The sequence below is a fragment of the Sphingomonas eleionomae genome (assembly GCF_049889035.1).
GTDB lineage: Bacteria > Pseudomonadota > Alphaproteobacteria > Sphingomonadales > Sphingomonadaceae > Sphingomonas.
The window spans coordinates 439,322-463,071 of record NZ_JBLTWP010000004.1 but is presented as its reverse complement, the minus strand read 5'-3'; the positions used below and the strand labels follow the sequence as shown (position 1 = coordinate 463,071).

Genomic DNA, 23,750 nt, shown 5'->3' with positions numbered 1-23,750 from the left:
TCACCAGTTCCACATCGCCCCGTCCTGCAGCCGCGCAATGGGCAGCTGAGCCGGTTTGTAGGGGAATTTCGCCGCCATCGCCTCGTCGATCTCGACACCATGGCCGGGCACATCGCCGGGGTGCAGATATCCATCGGAAAAGCTGTAGGCATGCGGGAATACCGCGTCGGTTTCCGGGGTGTGGCGCATATATTCCTGAATGCCGAAATTGGGCACCCACAGGTCGAAATGCAGGGCACAGCCCATGGTTACAGGCGACAGGTCGGTCGCGCCATGGCAGCCGGTGCGCACCTGATACATCGCGGCATAATCGGCGACGCGGCGCAGGTGCGTGATGCCGCCCGATCCAACCACCGTCATGCGGATATAATCGATCAACTGATCGCGGATCAGGTCCTTAGCATCCCAGATCGTGTTGAAAATCTCGCCCACCGCCAGCGGCGTCACGGTATGCTGGCGCACCAGGCGAAAGGCGTCCTGATTTTCCGCGGGCGTGCAATCCTCCATCCAGAACAGGCGGGACGGCTCCAGCGCCTTGCCCAGCCGCGCTGCCTCGATCGGGGTCAGGCGGTGATGTACATCGTGCAGCAGTTCGATGTCATGGCCGTGCTTGTCGCGCAGCGCCTCGAACAGCTTGGGCGCATAATTGAGATAGGCGGGCGTATTCCACAGCGTTTCGGTGGGAAGCGCCGCATCGGCGGGTTCGTAATACAGGTCACCGCGCGCCACGCCATAGGCACCCTTGACGCCCGGAATCCCCGACTGTGCCCGGATCGCCTTGTACCCCATGTCGCGATACCGGCCGACCGCCTCGACCGTCTCGTCAATGTCGGCGCCATTGGCATGACCATAGACGAGCACGCCGTCGCGGCTGGCCCCGCCCAGCAGGTCATACAGCGGCATCCCCGCCGCCTTTGCCTTGATATCCCACAGCGCCATGTCGACGGCGGCAATCGCCCGCATCGTCACGGGACCACGCCGCCAATAGGCACCACGATAGAGAAACTGCCAGAGATCCTCGATCCGTCTCGCGTCCCGTCCGATCAGGTTGGGACAGACATGGTCAGTCAGATAGGCGGCAACGGCCAGTTCGCGGCCGTTCAGGGTCGCATCGCCAATCCCGGTCTGGCCGCCCTCCACCTCGATCTTCAGCGTCACGAAATTGCGGCCGGGACAGGTGACGATGACCCTGGCTGACGTAATCCGCATGATCCCGACTCCCAAGTGCTGCCGACCCTGCCGGCTGGATGCCCGATGCGTTGACCATATGATATTGGCCTGTCAAGTTCGGCAAATTGTCCTGACCAATTCGGTTGGGTGATAAAACATCGGATGCTGGCGATGACCGAGAATGCGAAACCCGGCCGGGCACCGCGGCTTTATCAGCAGGTGGCGGAGCGACTGGCGCGGGCTATTGCCGCGGGCACGCATGCGGTTGGCGACCGCCTGCCCGCCGAGCGGGAACTGGCCGCCGCATATGCCGTCAGCCGACCGACGGTGCGCGAGGCGATCATCGCGCTGGAGCTGGACGGACTGGTCGAGGTGCGCGTCGGATCGGGCGTCTATGTCATTCAGCCCCGGCCGCGCGCCGCCGCCGCGCCGATGGATGTCGGCGCGTTCGAACTGACCGAGGCCCGACTGCTGATCGAGGGCGAGACGGCGGCGCTGGCCGCCAGCTTGATCACCGAGGCAGAACTGGCCGAGCTGGACCGGCTGCTGACCGAAATGGCAGCGGCGGTGGAGGCGGACCGCTTGGCCGGGCATCCGGCGGGTGGTCCCCGCATGGACGAATTGCTGGATGAACAATTCCACCTGACTATTGCGCGGGCGACGCAGAACAGCGCGCTGGCCGCGACGGTCGAACAGCTGTGGCAGACGCGCAATCGCTCGCCGCAATGTGCCCGCCTGTTCGAAAAATCGCGCGACTGGGGCGTGCGGCCGGTGGTGGCCGAACATCGCGCCATCCTGAATGCGCTGCGGTCACGCGATCCGGCCCGCGCCCGCGCGGCGATGCGCGATCACCTGAGCCGTGTGCTCGATTACATGCTGGATGCAACGGAGGTGGAGGCAGTGGAGGCAGCCCGCGCCAATGCAGCCGCCCGCCGCCGCCGGTTCGCGGGACGACCCACAGAATAAGCCGATTTCGGCACGACAGGGGATGGAACAGATGGTCGCTGGCTGGGGCGGCAGGATTCGAACCTACGAATGCCGGTACCAAAAACCGGTGCCTTACCGCTTGGCGACGCCCCAGCAGGCGACAGGGCGGCGTCTCTAGCGATAGATGCCGCGCGCGTCAAAGGGGATGGTCAATTAAAGGATGCGTTCCACCCAGCCATGGGGGTCGGGTGCCTCCCCGCGCTGGATCGCGACCAGCCGTTCACGGATGCCCTGAGTGACCATGCCCGGGCCACCATTGCCGATGCGGAAATCGATGTCATGGCCACGCACTGACCCGATCGGCGTCACAACCGCCGCCGTGCCGCAGGCAAAAGCCTCCCGCAGGCGGCCCGACTGGCTGTCCGCGCGCCACTGATCAAGGGAATAGCGTTCCTCACGAACCACGACGCCCATGTCAGCGGCCAGCGTCAGGATGGCATCGCGGGTGATGCCGGGCAGAATCGTGCCGGTCAGCGGGGGCGTGATCATCGTGCCGTCATCAAACACGAAAAACGTGTTCATGCCGCCCAGTTCCTCGATCCAGCGCCGCTCGACCGCATCCAGAAACACGACCTGATCGCATCCCTGTTCAATCGCCTCGGCCTGCGCCACCAGGCTGGCGGCATAATTGCCGCCGCATTTGGCAGCGCCCGTGCCGCCCGCCGCCGCGCGCGTATAATCCTGGCTCACCCACAGCGACACGGCCGGCGTCCCGCCCTTGAAATAGGCACCAGCCGGCGATGCGATCACGCAATAGAGATATTCCTTGGCCGGGCGAACGCCCAGAAACACCTCCGACGCGAACATGAACGGCCGCAGATAGAGCGATCCACCGTCAATGGCGGGAATCCAGTCGCGATCGATACTGACCAGTTCGCGGACCGATTGAAGGAACAGGTCGGCGGGCAATTGCGGCATCGCCAGACGCGCGGCCGATTGCTGGAACCGATGGGCATTGCGGTCGGGACGGAACAGGGTGACGCCGCCATCAGCAGTGCGATACGCCTTCAGCCCCTCGAAAATCTCCTGCGCGTAATGCAGCACCGATGCAGCGGGATCGAGCGCGATGGGCGCGCGCGCGCGGATGGCGGCGTCGTGCCAACCGCGATCCTCGCTGTAGCGGATAATGGCCATGTGATCGGTGAACAGCTTGCCGAATCCCGGATTGGCGAGCAGCGCATCACGATCGGCCGCGGCAACCGGAGAAGCATGGGGTTCGATGACGAAACTGGGCCGTTCGGGCTGCACCAACTGATCCTTTCCCTGTGCGGCAATCCGCGCCGCGACGGGCGCCGGAATGGCTTGCGTCGACTTAGGCGCGGTGCCAAATTAGGTCAACATGGCTGGCCAAAACACTTCCGATCCGCTGCGTTCCGCATCTCCCCTGTTCTTGCGCGAACAGGAAATCCGGCGCGGCGTGGAACTCCTCTATTTTGGATACAGCCATCTGACCCGGTCCATCGACGAGCGACTGGCGGAACAAGGTCTGGGCCGGGCGCATCACCGCGCGCTTTACTTCATCGCGCGGCAGCCGGATCTGAGCGTCAGTCAGCTGCTCGGACTGCTGGCGATTACCAAACAATCGCTGGGCCGTGTGCTTGGCGAATTGATCGAGCGCGAACTGGTCGAAATGCGGCCCGGTGACCGCGACCGTCGCCAGCGGCTATTGCGGCTGACCCCGGCCGGTCGCACCCTGGAAAGCCAGTTGTTCGAGGCACTGCGCGAACGCATGAGCAGCGCCTATCAAAGCGCCGGCCAAGGCGCGGTCGGCGGGTTCTGGGCAGTGCTGGAGGGGCTGATTCCGTCCAGCGAGCGCAACCGGATCGAGGGGTTGCGCAGGGGCTGACCCGATCGCCCACCGGTACCGGCAGGGCCAATCGCCCGCCGGTACCCATGGCTGGACGGGTTTACGCGACCTTGAACCCCTCCTTGTTCATTGCCACGAACAATGCCTTGTTGCCTTCGTCATCCCGCTGCGCCTTCAGCTTGGGGAAGAGGACTTCCTCTTCCTCGCGCATATGATCCTCGATCTCCCGCCGAAACTCGCGCACCACGGTCAGGAATGCGGCGCTGTCCTTTGGCATATTGTCCAGCCGGAACAGGTAATTTTTGACCAGCGCGTGCTCGCTGGACAGTTCATCGAATGCCTCGGTTTCCCCGGCCTCTCGCAGCGCGGGATAGATCACATTTTCTTCCTCGACCGCATGCTTGGTCAGTGCCTGCTTCAGATGGGCCAGCAGCAGGGTGCGCTTGGTCACTGCCTTGTCCTCGGTCGCCTCGATCGTGTCGAACACCTTCAACACCGCGCGATGCTCGATGGCCAGCGCCTCTGCCCAATCGCCCGCCAGTGCGGTCGGTGCCTGTACCACCGCCTTGCGCCCGATCAACGCGGCGACGCCCAGCGCGGCACCCGCACCGACCGCTCCGGCCAGCACGGTGAAATTGCTCAGTCCCTTGCCCTCGGCACGCGCGCTTTTCCGGGCGGCGCCATTATGGGATTTGTTGTGGCGTTCCTTGGTCGTGGTCATGGCATCCTCCTGTCCTGGGTCCTGCAACAAGCAACCCATGCAGAACCCGTCGGTTCCCGGACGGCAGAAGGGGTCAGCGGGTGTTGAGTGCCGCCAATTCGCGATTGCGCCGTTCGGCGGCGGCCAGCGTCTCTTCGACCAACCGGGCCAGCGCCGCGTCCTCATCCAGCACGTTAAGGCCGGCACGCGTCGACCCGCCCTTGCTGGCCACCCGGTCGGCCAGGACGCCGGGCTGTTCCCGCGCATCCTCGGCCAGCCGCGCGGCGCCGGCCACCGTGGCCAACGCCATGCGAAGCGCCTGCGCCGGATCCAGCCCAAGCGCCGCTCCGCCGGCCGACAGCGCGTCGATGAAGCGATAGACAAAGGCCGGGCCGCTGCCCGCCAGCGCGGTAGCGGCATCGAACAGCGGTTCATCGACCCATTCGACCAGCCCGAGCGGCGCCATCAACAGCGTGACGGAGGACCGATGATCCGCGCTGGCGCTGGCACCGCAGAGCGACACGACGCCCCGGCCGATCGCAACGGGCAGGTTCGGCATCGCGCGGACCACGGAACCCGCGCCGGTTGCGGCGATCAGGTCGGCCTCTCTGGTCCCGGCCAGGATGGAAAGCAGCAGCGGCGCAGCGGCCAGCATCTCGCCATGCGCGGCAATCGCCTCGCCCAGCTGCTGGGGCTTGACCCCGATCATCACCGCATCGAATTGCGCGTCCGCCGGAAACGCCCTGCCCTGTGCCACGCCATCGGGAAGCGCGCGGTCGGCGGTGTTGACGACGAACACGTCCCGGGCGGCAATGGTTTCAGAGGCGATCCAGCGGGCCAGCATCGCGCCGGCCATAGCGCCGCATCCGACCAGACCGATGGTGCGCAGCGTCACGCCTCGCCCTGAGTCTCGATCATCGACGCTGCAATCGCCTCACGCGGGGTCTTGCCACCCCAAAGGACAAACTGGAACACCGGGTAAAACCGTTCGCACTCGTCGATCGCGCTTTCGACCAGCAATTCGGCCTGCGCCAGCGACAGCGTGCCGCCATCGCCCGCATCGATCATCGCGGCATGGCGATACAGCAGGATGCCGGACGAGGACCAGAGTTCGAAATGGCCGATCCACAGCTGTTCGTTGACCAGCCCTATCGCCTCGTACAGCACGGGCCGACGCTCGTCCGGCACGCGGATGTCGGGAAAGGCGAGGAACTGGATCACGCCGTCCTCGGCCCGCCAGATCGCGCGCAGCTCGAACTCGGTCCAGCTGCCCTTCACCTTTGCGACGATCTCGTCCTCTTCGCGCTCGTACGACCAGCCATGCGCGGAGAAATAGTTCTCGAGCATCTCGATCGGGGCGGCGTCGTCGCGATCGAAATCGGATTCTTCAAGCATGGCCCGTCCTTGTCCCCGCATTCCTGCGGATGCAAGGGGTGCCGGTTGGCGGTGCGACGGGCAAGGCTTGTCCACCAGCACTTTCGAAAAAGCTGTGGAAAAGCAGCTTATTCGGCCTTGGGTTCGGCAGGGGGCGCCTTTGCCGCCTTGGTTTTCGCAGCGTTAAGGCCCGCGAGCTGCTGTTCGATCGCATCAAGGCGCGCCTTCAGCGCATCCGCCTCGTCCCGCGCGGCAACTGCCATCGCCTTGACCGCGTCGAATTCGTCACGGCTGACGAAATCAAGTCCGCCGATCCATTCGCGGGCCCGGTCGCGCGCCGCCGATTCGCCCTCGCGCGCCATGCCTGCAATGGTGCCGGCCGCGCCGTTCATGAACTTGACGAGATCGTCGATCAGCTTGTTGTCGGATTGCATCTGCCGGTTGTCCTCAATCGCTTCAAAGCGGAACTTGGGTGGAGGCGCGTGAAATCACAAGGGTTTCCGCATCCGGGTTCAACTGATCGAACTGGAAATTGAGGATCGAGGCAAAGCTGAGCCACAGCAGATAGGGCACCATCAGCCAGGCTGCGAGCGAGCGGACCCGGCCAAAGGCAAAGGTGGTGGCAATGGCCAGCACCAGGATCGTGACGATCAACCAGAAGCCGAGCGTGACCTGATGCGCGCCAAAGAACAGCGGCGACCAGACCAGGTTCAGTGCCAGCTGAACCACGAACAGGGTAATGGCCACGCCTCGCCCTTTTGCCCCGCGGGCATGAAGAACGATCGCGATGGCAAGGCCAAGCAGGATGTACAGGGTTGTCCAGGCAACGCCGAACAGCCAGCCGGGCGGCGTGATGTCCGGCCGCACCAGGGCGGCGTACCAGGCATTATCCTCGCCCGATTGCACCAGCCGGCCCGCGCCCAGCCCCAGCAGGACGACGAGCGGAACCGTGACGACGGCCCAGCGCAAGAATGATAGCCGCAACTGCCCCTTTGACGCGATTTCGTTCACGATCCCCCCTTTTTGTCGATTTGACCCGCTATTCGGCCGGCTGCGGTGCCCCCAACGCAGCATCCAGTTCGCGTCCCACCGCCTCCGGCGACTGGGTCCGCTTGGCAAGGCGGCTATAGAGCAGCGGTATCAGGAACAGCGTGATGACTGTGGCGAACAGCACGCCGAAAACGATGACCACGCCGATGGACGACCGTGCCGCGCTGCCCGCCCCGCCGGCCAGCACCAGCGGCACTGCGCCGGCGATGGTCGCGATCGACGTCATCAGGATGGGGCGCAGGCGGCGGGCCGAAGCCTCGCGGATTGCCTGGACAATCTCCATCCCTTCATCGCGTAGCTGATTGGCGAACTCGACGATCAGAATACCGTTCTTTGCCGCCAGCCCGACCAGCATGACGATGCCGATCTGGCTATAGAGGTTGAGCGTCTTGCCGAACAGCAACAGGCCGATCAGGCCGCCGGCGACCGCGAGCGGCACAGTAGTGATGATCACCGCCGGGTGGACGAAACTTTCGAACTGGGCCGCCAGCAACAGATAGATGATGACGATGGTCAGGCCGAAAACCAGCAGGATCGATCCGCCCGTTTCCTTGAACGCCTGGCTTTCGCCGCGATAGCCGACAGCCAGCACCTCGGGCGACTTGCGCGCCTCGGTTTCCAGGAACGTCAGCGCCTCGCCCAGCGTGTAGCCGGGGGCAAGACCGCCCGACAGGGTGATCGCCCGCAGCTTGTTGAACCGGCCAAGATCGCGTGGCCCTGACACTTCGCGCGTCGTGACCAGGTTGGACAGCGGCACCAGCGCACCGGACCGCGCGCGGACATAGATGGTCGCCAGATCGGTCAGGGTCGACCGGTTGGTCGGTTCCGCCTGGACGACCACATAATATTCCTCGCCCCGATCGACATAGGTCGAAACGCGGCGCGAACCGAGCAGCGTCTGCAACGCGGTGCTGACCTCCTGCACCGAAACGCCAAGGTCGCCTGCGCGCGTGGTATCCACATCGATGCGCAGCTGCGGCTTGGTTTCCTTGTAATCGGAATCGAGGTTGATGATGCCCGGATTGTTCGATGCTGCGGCAAGGATGCGGTCGCGCGCCTCGGCCAGCCCTTCATAAGTGGTGCCGGCAATGACCAGGTTCAGCGGCTGACCCCGGCCGCGGCCAAGGGCAGAGCGGACCTGAGCGTTGCCGCGCACGGCGGGCAGCGTCTGCAGGATGCCGTTCACCTGATTGGCGACGTCCTGCGTGCTGACCGTGCGCTCGTCCCAGTGCTTGAGAAAGATGACAAACGCGGCGCTGTTGAAATCGTCGCTGGCCCCGAAACTGCCAGGCACCCGGGTGATCATGGTGCGCACCGCGCCCTGATCCAGCAGCGGCAACAGCTTGGCCTGCGCCTCCAGCGCATATTTGTCCATCTGATCGAAACCGGTGCCTTCCGGCGCGTTGATCGTGGCGTTCAGACCGCCCTGATCCTCGGCCGGCACCAGTTCGGACTGGATGAGCGTGTATGAAAATCCGCCAAAGGCCAGAAAGGCGACGACGACAATCGTGGTCAGCAACGGCTTGCGAATCACGCCATCCAGCCGGTTGGAATAGCCGGTTTCGAGCCGCTGAAACTGCCGATCAACCCAGCCGGTAACCCGGCCGCGCTTTTCCTTGCGCAGCATCTTGGAACACAACATCGGCGTCAGCGTCAGCGCAAGGAAGCCGGAAAAGGCGATTGCGCCGATCATGGCCACCGCAAGCTCGCGGAACAACAGGCCGGTCTGCCCGGCCAGGAACATGACCGGCACGAACACGGCGCAGACGACCAGCGTGGTGGAAATGACGGCGAACCCGACCTGCCGCGTGCCCTTGAACGCCGCGACCAGGGGCGATTCCCCCTCCTCGATCCGATGATAGACGTTCTCAAGGACGACGATGGCATCGTCGACGACCAGACCGATGGCCAGGACCATTGCAAGCAGGGTCAGCAGATTGACCGAATACCCGACCATCCACAGCACGGCAAAGGCGCCCAGCAGACAGATCGGCACCGTTACCGCCGGGATGATCGTCGCCCGCCACGATCCCAGGAACAGGAAGATGACGGCAACCACCAGGATCGCGGCCTCCGCCAGGGTGTGCCAGACCTTTTCGATCGCTTCACCGATAAACAGCGAATCGTCCGATCCGATCGTTATCGTCATCCCCTGAGGCAGGTCGGGCTTCAGATCCTCGGCCAGCTTCTTGGCCGCGTCGGCAACGGCCAGCGTGTTCGCCCCCGACTGGCGGACGATACCCATGCCGACGGCCGATCCGCCGTTCAGGCGGAAGCTGCTATAGGGATTTTCGGCTCCCACCTCGACCCGCGCGACATCGCCCAGCCGCACCAGATAACCGTCCGGCCCACGGCCGACGATCAGGCGGGAAAAGCTGTCGGGCGCGGCAAAGGCACGGTCGACGCGCAGCGTGACATTCTGCTGACTGGATTCCAGTCGCCCGGCCGGCAGTTCGACATTCTGGCTGCGCAGCGAATTTTCGATATCCGCCGGCGTCAGCTGAAAGGCGGCCAGCTTCTGTGCATTCAACCATACGCGCATCGAAGGCCGCGCCTCGCCTCCGACAAAGATGCGGGCAACGCCGTCGATGGTGCCGAACCGGTCGACCAGGTTGCGATTGACGTAATCGGACAGCTGTAGCCGCGTCCAGCCAGGCCGCGACACCACCATGAACATGATCGGCGAGGCATCGGCATCGACCTTGCGGACTTCCGGGGCCAGCGCCTCTTCGGGCAGGTCCTCCAGCACGCTGCCGACGCGGTCACGCACGTCGTTGGCGGCCGAATCGACCTCTCGATTGGGACGAAATTCGATGGAGATGCTCGACTGTCCGTCGCGGGAGGTCGAGGTGATCGTCTGAATCCCCTCGATGCCTGACAGCGCATCCTCAAGCGGCTGGGTGATCCGCGCCTCGATGACGGACGCGGCGGCACCGGTATAGACGGTTTCGATCGACACGATCGGCGGATCGGTGTCCGGATATTCTCGGATCGACAGGCTGAGATACCCGACCAGCCCGAACAGGGTCAGCAGGATCGACAGGACGGCCGCAAAGACGGGTCGCCGGACGGACAGGTCCGACAACTGCATCAGTTGGCGCTCCCGCCCGTCGGCTTGCCGATGCCGGTAGCGGCCTGTTCCTGACCGTTCAGACGGACCTGCTGCCCATCGGCAACCTTGACCACCCCTTCGGTAATCACGCGCGCATCGGGACCAAGGCCGGACAGGATTTCCACCTTGCCACCCTGACGAATACCGGTGCGCACTGCCACGCGCTTGGCCTTGCCCTGTTCGACGACGAAGACGAAGTTTTCGTCGCCATCGCCAACGACCGCAAGTTCCGGCACGGACGGCGCTGTGCGTGCCTGCGCTTCCACGACCACGGTCAACAGCATCCCCGGTTTCAACCGGGCGTCAGGATTGGGGATGAGGGCGCGGACGGTGACGGCACGGGTTTCGGGGTTCACGATCGCATCGATGACGTCGATCCGGCCGCGAAACCGCTCATCGGGATAGGCGGCCGCCTGCGCCTCGATCGGCTGACCCTGTTTCAGGGCGGACAGCATGGTTTCGGGAACCGAGAAGTCGAGCTTGATCACGGAAAGATCGCTAATCTGCGCGACCTCGGTTCCGGCACTGACGATCGCCCCGGCGGAGATGTTGCGCAGCGATACATAACCGGAAAACGGCGCACGCAGCACCCGGTCGCCGATGGAGGCACGCGCCTCCGCCGCCTGAGCACGCGCCTGCGCCGCCAGCGCAGTCTGAGCATCCAGTGCGCTTTGCGTCGCAAATCCGCGCTGGCGCAGTTCGGCCAAGCGGGAAAGCTGCTTTTCGGCCTCTGCGGCGCGGGCACTGGCAACATCCAGCTGGGCCGTTTCTTGGCCGCGGGCCAGCACGGCAACCACATCGCCCTTGCGAATGAAATCGCCGTCATCGAACGCCAGTCGCTCGATCCGCTCCGTCACGGGGGCGGCTAGCGTGACCTGTTCATTCGCATTGGCGGTGCCGACCGCCTCGATCCGTTCGACAAATCGTTCCTGAACCACCGGGGACACAGAAACCAGCGGCGCTGCACGCCCCTTGGCCGCCGGTTGCGAACCACCGCCGCAGCCCGCCGCCATCAGCGCGAGCGAAAGGATCAGGATTTGCTTATGCATCGGTGCCTAGGCCGCTATTCTGCAGAGGACCCTAACGCAAGCGCGCGAATGTCGTTTCGCGCCGCGATAAGAAACTCAACATTTCCTTCCGGCCCCGTAATGGGGCTTTCCACCGCATCCTGCACGGTCCAGCCGATCGTGCCAAGCCATGATTTGGTTGCATCGCACACACGCCGATGAACGGACGGATCGCGGACCACCCCGCCCTTGCCGATCTCATGCCGTTCCGCCTCAAACTGCGGCTTAATCAGCGCGACCAGCCAGGCACCAGGGGCGGCAAAGGACATCGGCACAGGCAACACCTTGTGCAGCGCAATGAAGCTGGCATCGCAGACGATCAGGTCAACGGGTTCGGGCACATGATCGGCGGTCAGGATGCGTGCGCTTGTCTGTTCATGCACGATCACCCGCGGATCCTGACGCAGTTTCCAGGCCAACTGATTCGTGCCGCTGTCCACAGCATAGACCCGTGCTGCGCCGCGCGTCAGCAGGACGTCGGTGAACCCGCCGGTCGATGATCCGACATCCATCGCAACCGCGCCCATCGGGTCGATGGCGAAATGGTCAAGCGCATGGGCCAGCTTGATCCCGCCCCGCGAAACCCAGGGATGATCGCGGCCCTTGACGGTGATTTCGGCTTCGTCGGGGACCTGCTGGCCGGGCTTGTCTACCTTCCGGTCGCCGACGAAAACGACCCCGGCCATGACCAGCGCCTGCGCGCGCGTGCGGCTTTCCGCCAGGCCCCGTTCGGCGAGCAGTTGATCGATCCGCGTCTTTCCCATGCCGGTTCTTTGGCGGGGCGGGCGGACAAACGCAAACCCCGGCCCACCCAACGCAAAGTTTATTGCCTATCAATCTAGTAGGATTATCATGCATCATCGGGGGCTGGACGAGGGAGTGACCGCGATGGCGATCTTTGACACGCATGACCGTACCGGCCCGACAATCCTGACCGTGCCCGGGCTGGATAACAGCGGCCCGGGCCATTGGCAGACGATCTGGGAGTCGGTGCGCGGGGACGTGCGCCGGGTTGACCTTGGCCTGTGGAATGCGCCGCAGCGCAATCCGTGGGTCACCCGGCTGGATCAGGCGATCGGCGAATCTTCCGCACCCGTGGTGCTGGCCGGGCACAGCCTCGGCTGTATCGCCATCGCCTGGTGGGCGACCATGGCGGCGCCGGAGGTGCTGGCGCGGGTTGCCGGCGCGTTGATGGTGGCCCCGGCCGATGTCGACTGGGCGGATGCGCAAATCCTGCGGACCTTCCGCCCCATTCCCATCGAGCCGCTGCCCTTCCCCTCCATCCTCGTCGCCAGCCGCGACGATCCGTGGCTGGATGTGGAACGGGCGCACCATCTGGCCACCCATTGGGGCAGCCTGTTTCACGATGCAGGGACCGCCGGGCATATCAACGCCGACAGCGGCCTTGGCAGCTGGCCGGAGGGGCAGGAGCTGCTCGCCCGGCTGAGCGACGGGTCGATCCACCGGACTGCCACCCGGCGCGTGCCGCCCGGCTGGCGCAATCCGGCGGGCGATCCGCGCGGATTTGGCCTAGGCAGCAGTTAAAGCCGGGTCAGTCGACGGTCAGGCGCGCGCGCCCGCTTCTGTTTCCGTCTCGTTCCAGCGCAGCGCCTTCAGCACCGTATCGACGATATGCGGGGCATTCAGGCCGGCCTGGTCATACTGCACTTCCGGCTTGTCCTGATCCTGGAACAGGTCGGGCAGACGCATCGTCCGCAGTTTCAGCCCGCCATCGATCAGGCCCGCATCGCTCGCCATGGTCAGGACGTGCGCGCCAAGGCCGCCAATCGCATTCTCCTCAATTGTCACGGCAACTTCGTGCGTGGCGAGCAGGCGGCGGATCAGTTCCTCGTCCAGCGGCTTGGCAAAGCGCAGATCGGCGACGGTTGTCGACAGCCCCTTGGCGTCCAGCACATCGGCCGCCTTCAGCGCCTCGGACAAGCGCGTGCCAAGCGACAGGATCGCGACCTTCTTGCCCTCGCGCACCACGCGGCCCTTGCCGATTTCCAGCCGCTGCGGCACCTCTGGCAACGGCACGCCGACGCCGTTGCCGCGCGGATAACGGAACGCGATCGGGCCGCTGTCATGGCATGCGGCGGTATAGGTCATGTGGACCAGTTCCGCCTCATCCGCCGCAGCCATCACCACGAAATTGGGCAGCGAGGCGAGATAGGTCACGTCAAAGCTGCCGGCATGGGTGCAGCCGTCCGCACCGACCAGCCCCGCCCGGTCGATGGCAAAGCGTACCGGCAGGTTCTGGATCGCGACGTCATGCACCACCTGGTCATAGGCGCGCTGAAGGAAGGTCGAATAGATCGCACAGAACGGGCGCATCCCCTGCGCCGCCAACCCGGCGGCAAAAGTGACGGCGTGCTGTTCGGCGATGCCAACGTCGAAGCTGCGATCCGGATGCGCGTTGGTGAACTTGTCGACGCCCGTTCCGCCCGGCATGGCCGCAGTGATGGCGCAGATGCGCGTATCCGTCTCGGCCAGCTTGGCCAGCGTTTCGCCGAACACGTTCTGATAGGATGGCGGTCCGGGCGGTGCCTTGACCTGCGCGCCTGTAATCACGTCGAACTTCTGGACGCCGTGATATTTGTCGGCGCTGTTTTCGGCCGGGGCATAGCCCTTGCCCTTTTTCGTCACAACATGGATCAGGCATGGCCCTTCCGCCGCGTCGCGCACATTTTCCAGCACGGGGACGAGATGGTCGAGATTGTGGCCGTCGATCGGGCCGACATAGTAAAAGCCCAGTTCCTCGAACAACGTACCGCCCATGGCCAGGCCGCGGGCATATTCATCGGTCTTTCGCGCCGCCTTTTGCAGCGGCTCGGGCAGCTTGCGCGCCAGCCGCTTCAGCGTTTCGCGCACGCCCAGAAACTCCCGGCTGGACACGATCCGCGACAGATAGGCCGACAGGCCGCCGACCGGCGGGGCGATCGACATGTCATTGTCGTTCAGGATGACGATCAGGCGATTGCCCGCCTGTTCGGCATTGTTCATCGCCTCATAGGCCATGCCGGCGCTCATCGCGCCATCGCCGATCACGGCAATGCCCTTGCCCGGCGTGCCCGCCATCTTGTTGGCGACGGCAAAGCCCAGTGCTGCCGAAATGCTGGTCGAGCTGTGCGCCGCGCCGAACGGGTCATATTCGCTTTCCGCCCGCTTGGTGAAACCGGACAGGCCGCCCCCCTGACGCAGCGTGCGGATGCGATCGCGCCGCCCGGTCAGGATCTTGTGCGGATAGCATTGATGGCCAACGTCCCACACCAGCCGGTCGTCCGGCGTGTTGAAGACGTAGTGGATGGCGACGGTCAATTCGACCACGCCAAGCCCGGAACCGAGGTGGCCGCCCGTCGTGCCGACCGCCGAAATCGTCTCGCTGCGCAATTCGTCGGCAAGCTGCCGAAGGTCGGCTGGCTTCAGCTTGCGAAGGGCCTCGGGCGTCGGAACAGTGTCGAGCAGCGGTGTCGCGGGACGGTCAGTCATCGTCCCGGTGTAATGTGTTCCCGACGCGAAGTCGATTGTTCCGATGCAACAGGCGGCCAGTAAAAAGACCGTCGGGTTACGCCTCGTCGCAATCGGCGCAGCGGCCGCGCACCTCGATCACGGGACGGACCGGCGCAAATCCTGCCTTTTCGGCCGCACTGCGCACCGACCCGGTAATGCGGTCGTCATCCAGATGCGTCGCCTGTCCGCAACTGTCGCAGACCAGGAAAATACAGTCGTGCAGGCAGCCGGGATGGGCATTGGCGACATAGGCATTCTGGCTTTCTACCCGGCGCGCCAGATTGGCGCCCACGAACAGGTCAAGGATACGATAGACGCTGTTGGGCGCAATGCGCCGCCCTTCCCGCTTGGAAACGGCATCGGCAATGTCATAGGCGCTGGCCGGCTTGGTAAACTCGGCCAAGGCGGCAAAGACGCTGGCACGCATTGCCGTCCATTGTTCGCCAGCGTCCTCCAGCTGGGCCTGCGCCGCGCTGGCGAGCGCCGCGCCACTGCGTTCCTGATGATCATGGGCGTGCATGGGCTAAACCTAATGGCCGGCGCGGCCGGCGGCAAGCATCAGCCGCGGGCGCGGCGATTGAGATCGTGGCCCAGCGCGACAATCGCGACGCCCAGCACGGTGGCCGCCGCTTCTGCACCGCCATGCGGCAGGTTCAGCGCGCCCGCCATGATGCCAAGGCCGAACGCGCCAGTCGCCGCGGGCAGCATCCGCCCATGCGTCCACGCCCCGATCCCAAGGCCGAGCGCACCAAAGGCGATCGCCAGAACCAGGCCGATTTCATGCAGATGCGAGCTGACGATCCCGCTGCCCGCAGATGCAAGCGCGCTGACCATTAGGATCGTGACGACGCAATGCACGGCGCACAGGCCCGACAATCCGATCGCCAGCCGGTCGATACCCGGCATGCCGCGGATCAGGGAGCCAAGAACAAGGCGCTGAGTCGTCATCACGGTCCGCATATAGAAGCCCATCCGCAGAGTTACAACATATCATCACGTTGTTTCTGCCACGCCACGGCCCAAGGGCTGCATTGTCAGCGCGGGGTGCGTCGCCTATGTCGCATGGCGTGCTTCAACCCGGCTTCATCCCCTCGTCCGCACGTCCCGCAACCCTTGCCCGGTGGCTGGGAATCGTCGCAATCCTGATCGTCATGATCGTCGTCGTCGGTGGCATAACCCGGCTGACCGAATCGGGCCTGTCGATCACCGAATGGAAACCCGTGTCGGGCGCGCTGCCGCCGCTGAACGATGCGGACTGGCAGGCAGCGTTCGACCTGTATCGCCAGACCCCGGAATATCAGCAGATCAATCGCGGGATGTCGCTTGGCGAATTCCAGTTCATCTTTTTCTGGGAATGGGTGCATCGCCAGCTTGGCCGCGTGATCGGGCTGGCGCTGGCCCTCCCGCTGATCTGGTTCGCGGTTCGCCGCCGCATCCCGCATGGCTACACGCCGCGGCTGGTCGCGCTGGTCGCGCTGGTCGGGCTGCAGGGTACGCTGGGATGGTGGATGGTGCAGTCTGGCCTGGCCGACCGCACGGACGTCAGCCATTACCGGCTGGCCGCGCATCTGCTGACCGCCCTGTTCCTGCTGGCTGGCACCGTGTGGACTGCGCTTGATCTCCGGCTGCTCGCCACCGCCCCTGCCGCACGGCCGGCGCGGCTGGTCCCCGTGGCCGCCGTTGCGGGCAGCATCCTGTTCATTCAGCTGTTGTTCGGCGCCTATACCGCCGGGCTGAATGCGGGCCTGGTCACCGATCAGTGGCCGCTGATGAACGGACGCTTCTTTCCGGCTGAGGAATTCGCCGGCCGATCGGCGGTGGACGCAGTGTTCAACGACCCGTTCGTCATCCATTTCGTCCATCGCTGGTGGGCATGGGTCGCCGCCATCGCGCTGATCGTACTGGCCGTGCGGGTAAAGCGGGCAGGCGCGCGGCCTGCATCCATTGCCATCCATGCGCTGCTCGGGACGCAGATCCTGCTTGGCATTGCCACGGTGATGACGGGCGTGAACCTGCACGTTGCCGTGACGCATCAGCTGGTCGGCGCCCTGCTGGTCATAGCCGTGACCTGGGGCGCGCATCGTCTGGGCCGGACGCCCGCGTGACTGGCCTGACGCTGGTTTACACGACGCTGGACAGTGCCGAAGGTGCCGCCGCCATTGCCCGGACGGCAGTGGAGGAACGGCTTGCAGCCAGCGCTCATGTCCTGGCACCGGTCACGGCGACCTATCGCTGGCAGGGCACTGTCGAAACTGCGCAGGAATGGCCCCTGGTCCTCAAGGTGGCGTCGAATGATGTGGAACGGTTGATCGACCGGCTTCAAGCGCTTCACCCCTATGATGTCCCGGTCATCGAATGGTGGCCGGCATCGACCACACCCGCTGCGCTCGCCTGGCTGATCGAAAGCGCGGCTTGATGCTGGCCGCCGCCATCCTGGTGATTGCGCAAGCCGCCGCGCCCGCGGCTGCGCACCGCTTTTCCCCGCCGCTGGACAGCGACTGGCGCTACCGGATCGATGAAACCCGCGAACAGGACGGGCGGACGGATCGCTATCGACTGGAGCGCACGGTGCGGTTCAAACGCGCCGAACGCGGCTTTACCGCGGTGTTGACTGTCACTGCCGTCGATGGCGGCATTGCCAGCGGCCCCGGCGCGATGTTCGAGGCCGGGATGAGCGGATTTGTCGGCGTGCCGATCCAGATGCACTTGGATCCGGCCGGGCGGGTCACGGCGGTCGACGACCTGGACCGGCATTTTGACCGGTGGACCGACGGGATCGTCGCGATCGGCCTGCGCGGCGTGAATGCCGACAAGCGCGCGCCGATCGCCAAGGCGCTGGCCGACCGGTTCGCCGCGATGCCGACCCCTGCCCGGCTGGACATGTTCGCTTCCATGCTGGGCGCGATCATCCCTACCCCCGATCTGCCGGCCGCCCCGGTCGCCGAAACGCCCATCGATCAGAAAAGCGCAGCCGCCGACCTGTCCGGCACGCGCCGCGCCTTTCGCTCTGCCGACGACTGGCTGGTGATCGACGACCGGCTGACCGGTCAGGGCCGCAGCCCCCAGGGTGCGTTCGACCTGTCCGTCGAACATCGCCGTACCATCGATCCGGCAACCGGGCTGATCCGGTCGGCGGTCCGCGTGCGACGCACGGCCAGCGGCGATGCAGCACAGGTGACGACCACGCGCATCACCGTGGATCCACCCCCGGCGAATTGACCCGGTACTCCTATACCCGTCAGCAGAGCCGCGCTTTCGCTTGACTTTCGGGCACGGATTGAACATTGGCCACGTATTGCGCCGCTCCGCACTGGGGCGGCGCTTGCTGTTCAACCCGGATAAGGTCACCAAGCCCATGAAGGCGCTGATGAAGACCACCAAGTCGGTAAAGCCGGCGGAAGTGGAAAAGAAGTGGCATATCGTTGACGCCGACGGCCTGGTGGTCGGTCGCGCTGCGACGATCATCGCCAATGTGCTGCGCGGCAAGCACAAGACCAGCTTTACCCCCCATGTCGATTGCGGTGACAACGTCATCGTCATCAACGCGGACAAGGTCCGTTTCACGGGCAAGAAGCTGTCGCAGAAGGTGTATTACAAGCACACCGGCTATGCGGGCGGCATCAAGGAAATCACCGCCGCCAAGGTGCTGGACGGCCGGTTCCCGGAGCGTGTGCTGGAAAAGGCGATCGAGCGCATGATCCCGCGCGGCCCGCTGGGCCGTCAGCAGATGCGCAACCTGCGCATCTACAAGGGCAGCGAGCATCCGCATGACGCCCAGAACCCCGAAGTGCTGGATATCGCGGGCATGAACCGCAAGAACAAGGTGGGCGCATAATGACCGACAATCGCCAGTCCCTTTCCGATCTGGGCGCGGTCGTCCAGGGCCAGCCGCTGGCCGATGAGGGCACCGACCTGGGCGTTCAGGCGCCGACCTATGAGCCCGCGCCGCTGCGTGAGCAGGAACTCGACGCCTATGGCCGCGCATATGCGACCGGCCGCCGCAAGGACGCCGTTGCCCGTGTGTGGATCAAGCCCGGCTCGGGCAAGATCACGATCAACGGCCGCGATCAGGAAATCTATTTCGCCCGCCCGACGCTGCGTCTCGTCATCAACCAGCCGTTCGGCGTTGCCGAGCGTGAGGGCCAGTATGACGTGATCGCCACCGTCAAGGGCGGCGGCCTGTCGGGTCAGGCCGGTGCCGTGAAGCACGGCATTGCCCAGGCGCTGACCAAGTACGAGCCTGCGCTGCGCACGCCCGTCAAGCGTGCCGGTTTCCTGACCCGCGACAGCCGCGCGGTCGAGCGCAAGAAGTACGGCAAGGCGAAGGCCCGCCGCAGCTTCCAGTTCTCGAAGCGCTGATCCGCTTTCGACCAAAAAAGACAGAAAAGGGCGGTCTTCGGGCCGCCCTTTTTATTTCGGCGCTGGCTGTATCTTCTCGCTGCGAAACGATGTGTTGCCTTCGTGCATCGCTCGCTTTGCCAAGTGATTTAGGCTCTCAAGACGCTATTGACCCGGTGTCAAAGCGCAATAGCCTCCGACCCATGCCGTGAAACGCTTCAGTTTCACTTGTATCGATGGGGGTTTGCATGATTCTTGGTCGCACCACGCGCGCATCCTTGTTGCTGTCCGCGGCCGGATTGGGCCTGTGCGCCATCGCCACGCCGGCGATGGCAGGCGACAGCGATACGACGCCGGCTTCCGAACTGGTCAGCATTGCACCCGGCGCGGACGGCAGCCGCCCTGATCTGGTCATCGAATCCGCGCATCGTGTCTCGGTGGCGCCGTTGCCCCAACAGCAGATCCACGTCGTGCCGGACGGTGCGGAAGAAACCCCGCAGATCACCATCAACAACAATTTCACGCCGGTTCAGGCCTATGATCCCACCAACATCACCGGCGTGGGCCAGATCATCAGCGATTCGGGCGGCGGCTTTATCGGCACGTGCACCGGTTCGCTGATCAACCCCCGCACCGTCATCTTTGCCGCGCATTGCGTGAACTCGCGCAGTGCGACTGCCTATGGCGCCAATTCGGGCGGCGTCGCGGTTGGCATCGGATTTGAAACCAATACCCGCGCCAATGCCCCCGGACAGGTGGACGAGCTCGTCCGCTGGCTGATCGGTACCGGCCCGACCCAGGCCGGCCGGTTCCAGACGAACACGGCCCAGGCGTTCTACAACATCAATCAGGTCTTTTACGACCCGCGCTCGCTGTCGGCCGCGTCGTGCACGACGCCCACGTCGTGCTTCCTTGAAGCGGACGTGGCGACCGCGGTGCTGGACACGCCTGCCAAGGCTATCCCGACCTGGGCGCTGCTGTTTTCCCCGCTGCCGACGCCAGGCGCGATCGATCCGGTCAACGGCACCGGCTATCATGTGAACATCGCGGGCTATGGCGCGTTCGGCAACGGGACGACCGGTTCGGCAAGCAATGGCAACTTCCGCCGCCGCGCGGCCGAAAACATGCTGGGGGCGCTCACCTCCTTCAATTCGCGCAATACGTTCCTGTTCGGATCGCCCGGCGCGATATCCCGGCCGCAGCAGCTTTATTTCCTGGATTTCGACGATCCGGCCCGCGGGACGCCAGCGGCCAATACCCGCGATTTCAACGGCTTCCGGGACAATGCACTGACCCGCGAAGGCACCACTGGCCCCGGCGATTCGGGTGGCCCGCTGATCCTCGACCGCACGTTTTCCAAGCAGGTCGTGATCGGCGTCCTGTCGGGCGGATCGACCTTCTTTGCCGGCCAGCCCGGCGGCAGCTATGGAACGCAGAGCTTCTATCAGCCGCTGTTCCTCTATTGGGACTGGATCGTCGCCAACAACCCCTATCGCTACGTCTCCGCAGTCGGCGGCAACGTAAACTGGGAAAATGCGGCCGCCTGGGTCACGGAACTGGACCCGAATTACCAGATCATCAGCAATGGTCAGCTGGTCAATGGCGTGCCCACCAATCTGGGCGGCGCCAATTCCGGCAACGGCCCGGAGTTTGGTGAGGCCTGTTTCCAGTCGCCTAACACATCGACCAATCCGGCGACGAATGAATGCGTTGACTTGTCGACCGGTCGGGAGCGCAACGGCATTCCGAACCGCGCCACGGACACCAATGCGCCTGCTGTCACCCAGATCGTCGGCGAGGGGGATCTGGCACCGGGTCTGGAAACGGCACAGGCAACGCCCGGATACAGCGACACCGCGCGTCCCGCCGCGACCATCGCCAACGGCCTGCCCGGCGCGACCAATTTCGTGCCGAACAATGTCGATGGCGTCCGCACCACGGGTCAGATCGGCCGGTATTTCGACGTGACCCTGCGCAACACGGGCAATGTCACGCTGAATTCGACCGTCACCATCGACCGCTTCACCGTACAGGGCGCGACGTCGCAGCTGACCATCGCCAGCAATGCCTCGCTGACCAGCCTGATGGAAATCCGGCAGAATACCGGCACCATCGTCAACAACGGCATCCTGGCGTCGCAGGGCGATTACCTGTTCCTGTCGGGCCTGCTGACCGGTTCCGGCCGGATCAACGCGCCCTTTACCACCAGCGTGATGGGCACGATCGCGCCGGGCACGATCGGGACCACCGGCACGCTGACCATCGGCGGCAACCTGATCCTGACATCGGGCAGCCAGCTGCTGATCGACCTTGGCCCCAACGGCGTATCTGACCGGATCGCGCTGGTCGCGGGCAGCGGCCAGACGGGCCAGGCGGATCTCGGCGGCACGGTCGGATTCTCGACGGTTGGCGGATACCGGCCGGCGGATGGCGATGTGTTCACCATCCTGACCGCAGCGGGCGGGATCACCGGCAGGTTCGCCGCCACCGCTCCGCTGTCCGCGATCCTGACGCCGCGGATCCTGTACGGCACCACCGCCGTGCAGGTGGAGATCGAAGCAGGCCGCTATGCCGACGTGATCAACGCCGGTTCGCCCATCCAGCGCGCCTATGCCAGCCTGCTCGACACCAATCGCGGCAACACGGCGGTCTCGGCGGAGCTGTACCGCGAACTCGACCTGCTCGGCGCGCCGCAGCTGCGCGACACGCTGGAAACGCTGGCTCCGAACGCGGCGCAGCTTTCGGGCAATATGGGCATCGTGCTGACCGACACGCTCAGCCGCTTCTATCGCGACCGGATGGGCACGGTTGCACGCGGCGGCACCTATGGCAGCATCGCCATGTATGGCCGTCCGGTCCAGCTTGCCTCGCTGGCCACGATGAACCCGGGCGGCGCCGAGGTGCAGAGCGACAGCGGCAACGGCATGAGCGTGCAGCAGGGCGCGCTGCCCGATGATGTCGCGGTTTATCTGGCTGGCGGCTATGTCGAAGGATCGGGCCAGGGTCTGCCCGGTGCGGTCAATTTCGGCCGCAACCGCTTTGACGGTTATTACATCGCCGGCGGCATCGAAAAGGATCTGGGCGGCGGCACGCTCGGCATCGGCGTTTCCTATGCCGACATGGACGGCCGCATTCCCGGCGGCGCACAGCTGGCCGATGCCGCGCTCTATCAGGGCACGCTCTATGGCACGCTGGGGCTTGGCAAGCTGGCTGCGCTGGATGGCGTGATCAGCGTCGGGTCCTATGACACAAACACCCAGCGCAATGCGACCCTGGGCGCCGTGCCCTTCACGCTGCGCAGCAAGGATCAGGCGACGGCGGTGTCCGCCGAACTGGGCCTGGGCGGTGTCGCGCCGGAGGGCCAGGCCCTGTCGATCATGCCGCGTGTAGCGCTTCGCTATAACCTCCTCGATTTCGACGATGTGTTCGAAACCGGTGGCGGCCCGGCGCTGCGTTACAATCTCGGCAAGTTCGAAAGCTGGCAGGCGCGCGGCGGCGTCACGCTGACCACGGGTGCGGGCAGTGTCCGTCCCTTTGCCTCGGCGCAGTATGTCTATGACTTTGGCGACCGGCCGGGTGCGTTCGGCGTGAACCTGATCGGCGGCCGCGGGCCCAGCGCCCTTCTGGCACTGGCCGGCATCGACCGCGAATGGGGCGAAGTTGCCGGCGGCCTGGTGATCGACACGGGCAACATCGCCGCGTCCTTCTCGGCCGAATCGACTGTCAACCGGTCGGACGTCCGCAATCAGGCCTATCGGGCGTCGCTGACCGTCCGGTTCTGAACCACCAACGATCCGGCGCGGCTTTATGCTGCGCCGGATTGCCTTTTGCCGATTGCGGGTCCAGCACTGCGCAACCGAATCCACAGTGCAAAGTGATCCATGACCAGCCGCGAGACGACGCAGTTCCTTCCCCTGGACGATGCCGATCCATGGCCCGACGGCATGACCAAATCGTTGAGCGACCGGTTGTTCACCATCGCCTGGGGCGCGATCCAGTGGCCCTGGCTGGCGCGCAGCCTGTCCGGCGGCAGCCGTGCGGCAAAGGCGCGGTTGCTGGCCGAACTGCGGCTGGACGATGACGCCCTCCCCAATCTGGGCAGCTGGAAGGCCGATACCGGCCTGTTATCGCTGATCGTCGAACATATCCGCGATGAACGCCCCGGCACGGTCGTCGAACTGGGCATGGGCGCATCCAGCCTGATCATCGCCCGCGCGCTTCAGATGAATGGCGGCGGGCAGCTGATTTCAATGGATCAGCATGGCGGGTTCGTCTCGTCGACGCGCGAATGGCTGGCCGAACAGGGCGTGCATCCGGAATTGCGGGCCGTGCCGTTCCGCCGCGCGCCGGAACCCTGGCCCTGCATCTGGTACGATACCGGGCCGCTGCCCGATCGCATCGATATGTTGGTCATCGACGGGCCGCCCTGGACCATCCACCCCTTTGTCCGCGGCGCGGCGGAATGCCTGTTCGACAAGATCGCGGTGGGCGGCACGATCCTGCTGGACGACGCCGCACGCCCCGGCGAACGCGTGGTTGCCGCACGGTGGCGCAAACGCTGGCCCGATTTCAGGTTCGAACTGGTCAATCGCGGGACCAAGGGGACGCTGATCGGCAAAAGGCTGCGCTGAACCG

At 65.0% G+C, this 23,750-nt stretch carries 23 protein-coding genes and 1 tRNA gene; 10 read left to right on the top strand and 14 right to left on the bottom strand.

The genetic code is table 11. From position 1 onward, the window contains the following. The gene (gene manD / locus ACNI3Q_RS13390) at positions 1-1,209 is read right to left on the bottom strand and encodes a D-mannonate dehydratase ManD (RefSeq protein ID WP_426277454.1); all 1,209 of its coding nucleotides are present in this window, start codon (positions 1,207-1,209) and stop codon (positions 1-3) included. A gap of 123 nt (positions 1,210-1,332) precedes the next feature. Between manD and ACNI3Q_RS13385 the strand changes: the two genes are divergently transcribed. Continuing rightward, positions 1,333-2,136, top strand: a complete 804-nt coding sequence (locus tag ACNI3Q_RS13385; RefSeq protein ID WP_426277452.1) for a FadR/GntR family transcriptional regulator — start codon at positions 1,333-1,335, stop codon at positions 2,134-2,136. Between the two features lie 39 nt (positions 2,137-2,175). Here the strand turns inward: ACNI3Q_RS13385 and ACNI3Q_RS13380 are convergent. Then, positions 2,176-2,250: transfer RNA gene (locus tag ACNI3Q_RS13380), tRNA-Gln, on the bottom strand. A 60-nt stretch (positions 2,251-2,310) separates the two neighbouring features. Then, complete coding sequence (locus ACNI3Q_RS13375; RefSeq protein WP_426277450.1) at positions 2,311-3,405, bottom strand: branched-chain amino acid aminotransferase; 1,095 nt, start codon at positions 3,403-3,405, stop codon at positions 2,311-2,313. A 91-nt stretch (positions 3,406-3,496) separates the two neighbouring features. Here ACNI3Q_RS13375 and ACNI3Q_RS13370 point away from each other — a divergent pair, with 91 nt between their 5' ends. Continuing rightward, positions 3,497-4,003: a MarR family winged helix-turn-helix transcriptional regulator gene (locus tag ACNI3Q_RS13370; RefSeq protein WP_426277448.1), complete on the top strand. Its 507-nt coding sequence runs from the start codon at positions 3,497-3,499 to the stop codon at positions 4,001-4,003. Positions 4,004-4,064: 61 nt separating this feature from the next. On the opposite strand, the gene ACNI3Q_RS13365 is transcribed toward ACNI3Q_RS13370, so the two are convergent. From ACNI3Q_RS13365 to ACNI3Q_RS13330, 8 genes are all read right to left on the bottom strand, one after another. Beyond that, positions 4,065-4,685, bottom strand: coding sequence for a hemerythrin domain-containing protein (locus ACNI3Q_RS13365; protein ID WP_426277446.1), 621 nt, complete (start codon positions 4,683-4,685; stop codon positions 4,065-4,067). Between the two features lie 73 nt (positions 4,686-4,758). Further along, on the bottom strand, positions 4,759-5,559 hold the full coding sequence (proC, locus tag ACNI3Q_RS13360; RefSeq protein ID WP_426277444.1) for a pyrroline-5-carboxylate reductase: 801 nt from the start codon (positions 5,557-5,559) through the stop codon (positions 4,759-4,761). Continuing rightward, complete coding sequence (locus tag ACNI3Q_RS13355) at positions 5,556-6,059, bottom strand: type III secretion system chaperone family protein (protein WP_260020030.1); 504 nt, start codon at positions 6,057-6,059, stop codon at positions 5,556-5,558. Before ACNI3Q_RS13355 ends, proC begins: the two co-directional genes overlap by 4 nt. A gap of 107 nt (positions 6,060-6,166) precedes the next feature. Further along, positions 6,167-6,472 carry an accessory factor UbiK family protein gene (locus ACNI3Q_RS13350; RefSeq protein WP_260020031.1) on the bottom strand — a complete coding sequence of 102 codons (306 nt, stop codon included), beginning with the start codon at positions 6,470-6,472 and terminating at the stop codon, positions 6,167-6,169. Positions 6,473-6,494: 22 nt separating this feature from the next. Then, positions 6,495-7,049, bottom strand: coding sequence for a TspO/MBR family protein (locus tag ACNI3Q_RS13345; protein WP_426277441.1), 555 nt, complete (start codon positions 7,047-7,049; stop codon positions 6,495-6,497). A 28-nt stretch (positions 7,050-7,077) separates the two neighbouring features. Continuing rightward, positions 7,078-10,179 carry an efflux RND transporter permease subunit gene (locus ACNI3Q_RS13340; RefSeq protein WP_426277439.1) on the bottom strand — a complete coding sequence of 1,034 codons (3,102 nt, stop codon included), beginning with the start codon at positions 10,177-10,179 and terminating at the stop codon, positions 7,078-7,080. Continuing rightward, positions 10,179-11,249, bottom strand: a complete 1,071-nt coding sequence (locus ACNI3Q_RS13335; RefSeq protein ID WP_426277437.1) for an efflux RND transporter periplasmic adaptor subunit — start codon at positions 11,247-11,249, stop codon at positions 10,179-10,181. The genes ACNI3Q_RS13340 and ACNI3Q_RS13335 overlap by 1 nt, the downstream gene beginning before the upstream one ends. A 14-nt stretch (positions 11,250-11,263) precedes the next feature. Further along, positions 11,264-12,031, bottom strand: coding sequence for a TlyA family RNA methyltransferase (locus ACNI3Q_RS13330; RefSeq protein WP_426277436.1), 768 nt, complete (start codon positions 12,029-12,031; stop codon positions 11,264-11,266). A 124-nt stretch (positions 12,032-12,155) separates the two neighbouring features. Between ACNI3Q_RS13330 and ACNI3Q_RS13325 the strand changes: the two genes are divergently transcribed. Then, on the top strand, positions 12,156-12,812 hold the full coding sequence (locus ACNI3Q_RS13325) for an RBBP9/YdeN family alpha/beta hydrolase (protein WP_426277435.1): 657 nt from the start codon (positions 12,156-12,158) through the stop codon (positions 12,810-12,812). Positions 12,813-12,830: 18 nt separating this feature from the next. Here the strand turns inward: ACNI3Q_RS13325 and dxs are convergent, their stop codons facing one another. The 3 genes from dxs to ACNI3Q_RS13310 form a co-directional block, all read right to left on the bottom strand. Continuing rightward, the gene (gene dxs / locus ACNI3Q_RS13320; RefSeq protein WP_426277434.1) at positions 12,831-14,756 is read right to left on the bottom strand and encodes a 1-deoxy-D-xylulose-5-phosphate synthase; all 1,926 of its coding nucleotides are present in this window, start codon (positions 14,754-14,756) and stop codon (positions 12,831-12,833) included. Positions 14,757-14,832: 76 nt separating this feature from the next. After that, positions 14,833-15,297: a Fur family transcriptional regulator gene (locus ACNI3Q_RS13315; protein WP_260020038.1), complete on the bottom strand. Its 465-nt coding sequence runs from the start codon at positions 15,295-15,297 to the stop codon at positions 14,833-14,835. A 38-nt stretch (positions 15,298-15,335) separates the two neighbouring features. Then, positions 15,336-15,725, bottom strand: a complete 390-nt coding sequence (locus tag ACNI3Q_RS13310) for a MerC domain-containing protein (RefSeq protein ID WP_426277433.1) — start codon at positions 15,723-15,725, stop codon at positions 15,336-15,338. A gap of 107 nt (positions 15,726-15,832) precedes the next feature. On the opposite strand from ACNI3Q_RS13310, the gene ACNI3Q_RS13305 reads away from it, so the two are divergent. From ACNI3Q_RS13305 to ACNI3Q_RS13275, 7 genes are all read left to right on the top strand, one after another. Further along, complete coding sequence (locus ACNI3Q_RS13305) at positions 15,833-16,882, top strand: COX15/CtaA family protein (protein WP_426277432.1); 1,050 nt, start codon at positions 15,833-15,835, stop codon at positions 16,880-16,882. Further along, a complete protein-coding gene (cutA, locus tag ACNI3Q_RS13300; protein WP_426277431.1) occupies positions 16,879-17,193 on the top strand; it encodes a divalent-cation tolerance protein CutA in 315 nt (104 codons plus the stop codon). Before ACNI3Q_RS13305 ends, cutA begins: the two co-directional genes overlap by 4 nt. Next, on the top strand, positions 17,193-17,996 hold the full coding sequence (locus ACNI3Q_RS13295; RefSeq protein ID WP_426277430.1) for a hypothetical protein: 804 nt from the start codon (positions 17,193-17,195) through the stop codon (positions 17,994-17,996). Before cutA ends, ACNI3Q_RS13295 begins: the two co-directional genes overlap by 1 nt. A 136-nt stretch (positions 17,997-18,132) precedes the next feature. After that, positions 18,133-18,612, top strand: coding sequence for a 50S ribosomal protein L13 (rplM, locus tag ACNI3Q_RS13290; protein WP_260020042.1), 480 nt, complete (start codon positions 18,133-18,135; stop codon positions 18,610-18,612). Then, a complete protein-coding gene (gene rpsI, locus ACNI3Q_RS13285; RefSeq protein ID WP_426277427.1) occupies positions 18,612-19,136 on the top strand; it encodes a 30S ribosomal protein S9 in 525 nt (174 codons plus the stop codon). The genes rplM and rpsI overlap by 1 nt, the downstream gene beginning before the upstream one ends. A gap of 227 nt (positions 19,137-19,363) precedes the next feature. Next, entirely contained in the window at positions 19,364-22,897 is a 3,534-nt protein-coding gene (locus ACNI3Q_RS13280) for an autotransporter domain-containing protein (protein WP_426277425.1), read from the top strand. 99 nt (positions 22,898-22,996) lie between these two features. Then, positions 22,997-23,746, top strand: coding sequence for a class I SAM-dependent methyltransferase (locus ACNI3Q_RS13275; RefSeq protein ID WP_260020045.1), 750 nt, complete (start codon positions 22,997-22,999; stop codon positions 23,744-23,746). The last annotated feature ends 4 nt before the right edge of the window (positions 23,747-23,750 follow it).

What these genes read in the sequence shown, in the direction of transcription:
- ACNI3Q_RS13305 (WP_426277432.1), top strand. Translation starts at nt 15,833, where the DNA reads ATGTCGCATGGCGTGCTTCAACCCGGCTTCATCCCCTCGTCCGCACGT.
- ACNI3Q_RS13325 (WP_426277435.1), top strand. Translation starts at nt 12,156, where the DNA reads ATGGCGATCTTTGACACGCATGACCGTACCGGCCCGACAATCCTGACC.
- ACNI3Q_RS13365 (WP_426277446.1), bottom strand. Translation starts at nt 4,685, where the DNA reads ATGACCACGACCAAGGAACGCCACAACAAATCCCATAATGGCGCCGCC.
- rpsI (WP_426277427.1), top strand. Translation starts at nt 18,612, where the DNA reads ATGACCGACAATCGCCAGTCCCTTTCCGATCTGGGCGCGGTCGTCCAG.
- rplM (WP_260020042.1), top strand. Translation starts at nt 18,133, where the DNA reads ATGAAGGCGCTGATGAAGACCACCAAGTCGGTAAAGCCGGCGGAAGTG.
- ACNI3Q_RS13310 (WP_426277433.1), bottom strand. Translation starts at nt 15,725, where the DNA reads ATGACGACTCAGCGCCTTGTTCTTGGCTCCCTGATCCGCGGCATGCCG.
- ACNI3Q_RS13335 (WP_426277437.1), bottom strand. Translation starts at nt 11,249, where the DNA reads ATGCATAAGCAAATCCTGATCCTTTCGCTCGCGCTGATGGCGGCGGGC.
- ACNI3Q_RS13330 (WP_426277436.1), bottom strand. Translation starts at nt 12,031, where the DNA reads ATGGGAAAGACGCGGATCGATCAACTGCTCGCCGAACGGGGCCTGGCG.
- ACNI3Q_RS13315 (WP_260020038.1), bottom strand. Translation starts at nt 15,297, where the DNA reads ATGCACGCCCATGATCATCAGGAACGCAGTGGCGCGGCGCTCGCCAGC.
- ACNI3Q_RS13385 (WP_426277452.1), top strand. Translation starts at nt 1,333, where the DNA reads ATGCTGGCGATGACCGAGAATGCGAAACCCGGCCGGGCACCGCGGCTT.
- ACNI3Q_RS13350 (WP_260020031.1), bottom strand. Translation starts at nt 6,472, where the DNA reads ATGCAATCCGACAACAAGCTGATCGACGATCTCGTCAAGTTCATGAAC.
- ACNI3Q_RS13370 (WP_426277448.1), top strand. Translation starts at nt 3,497, where the DNA reads ATGGCTGGCCAAAACACTTCCGATCCGCTGCGTTCCGCATCTCCCCTG.
- ACNI3Q_RS13275 (WP_260020045.1), top strand. Translation starts at nt 22,997, where the DNA reads ATGACCAGCCGCGAGACGACGCAGTTCCTTCCCCTGGACGATGCCGAT.
- ACNI3Q_RS13340 (WP_426277439.1), bottom strand. Translation starts at nt 10,179, where the DNA reads ATGCAGTTGTCGGACCTGTCCGTCCGGCGACCCGTCTTTGCGGCCGTC.
- ACNI3Q_RS13295 (WP_426277430.1), top strand. Translation starts at nt 17,193, where the DNA reads ATGCTGGCCGCCGCCATCCTGGTGATTGCGCAAGCCGCCGCGCCCGCG.
- ACNI3Q_RS13355 (WP_260020030.1), bottom strand. Translation starts at nt 6,059, where the DNA reads ATGCTTGAAGAATCCGATTTCGATCGCGACGACGCCGCCCCGATCGAG.
- manD (WP_426277454.1), bottom strand. Translation starts at nt 1,209, where the DNA reads ATGCGGATTACGTCAGCCAGGGTCATCGTCACCTGTCCCGGCCGCAAT.
- ACNI3Q_RS13280 (WP_426277425.1), top strand. Translation starts at nt 19,364, where the DNA reads ATGATTCTTGGTCGCACCACGCGCGCATCCTTGTTGCTGTCCGCGGCC.
- dxs (WP_426277434.1), bottom strand. Translation starts at nt 14,756, where the DNA reads ATGACTGACCGTCCCGCGACACCGCTGCTCGACACTGTTCCGACGCCC.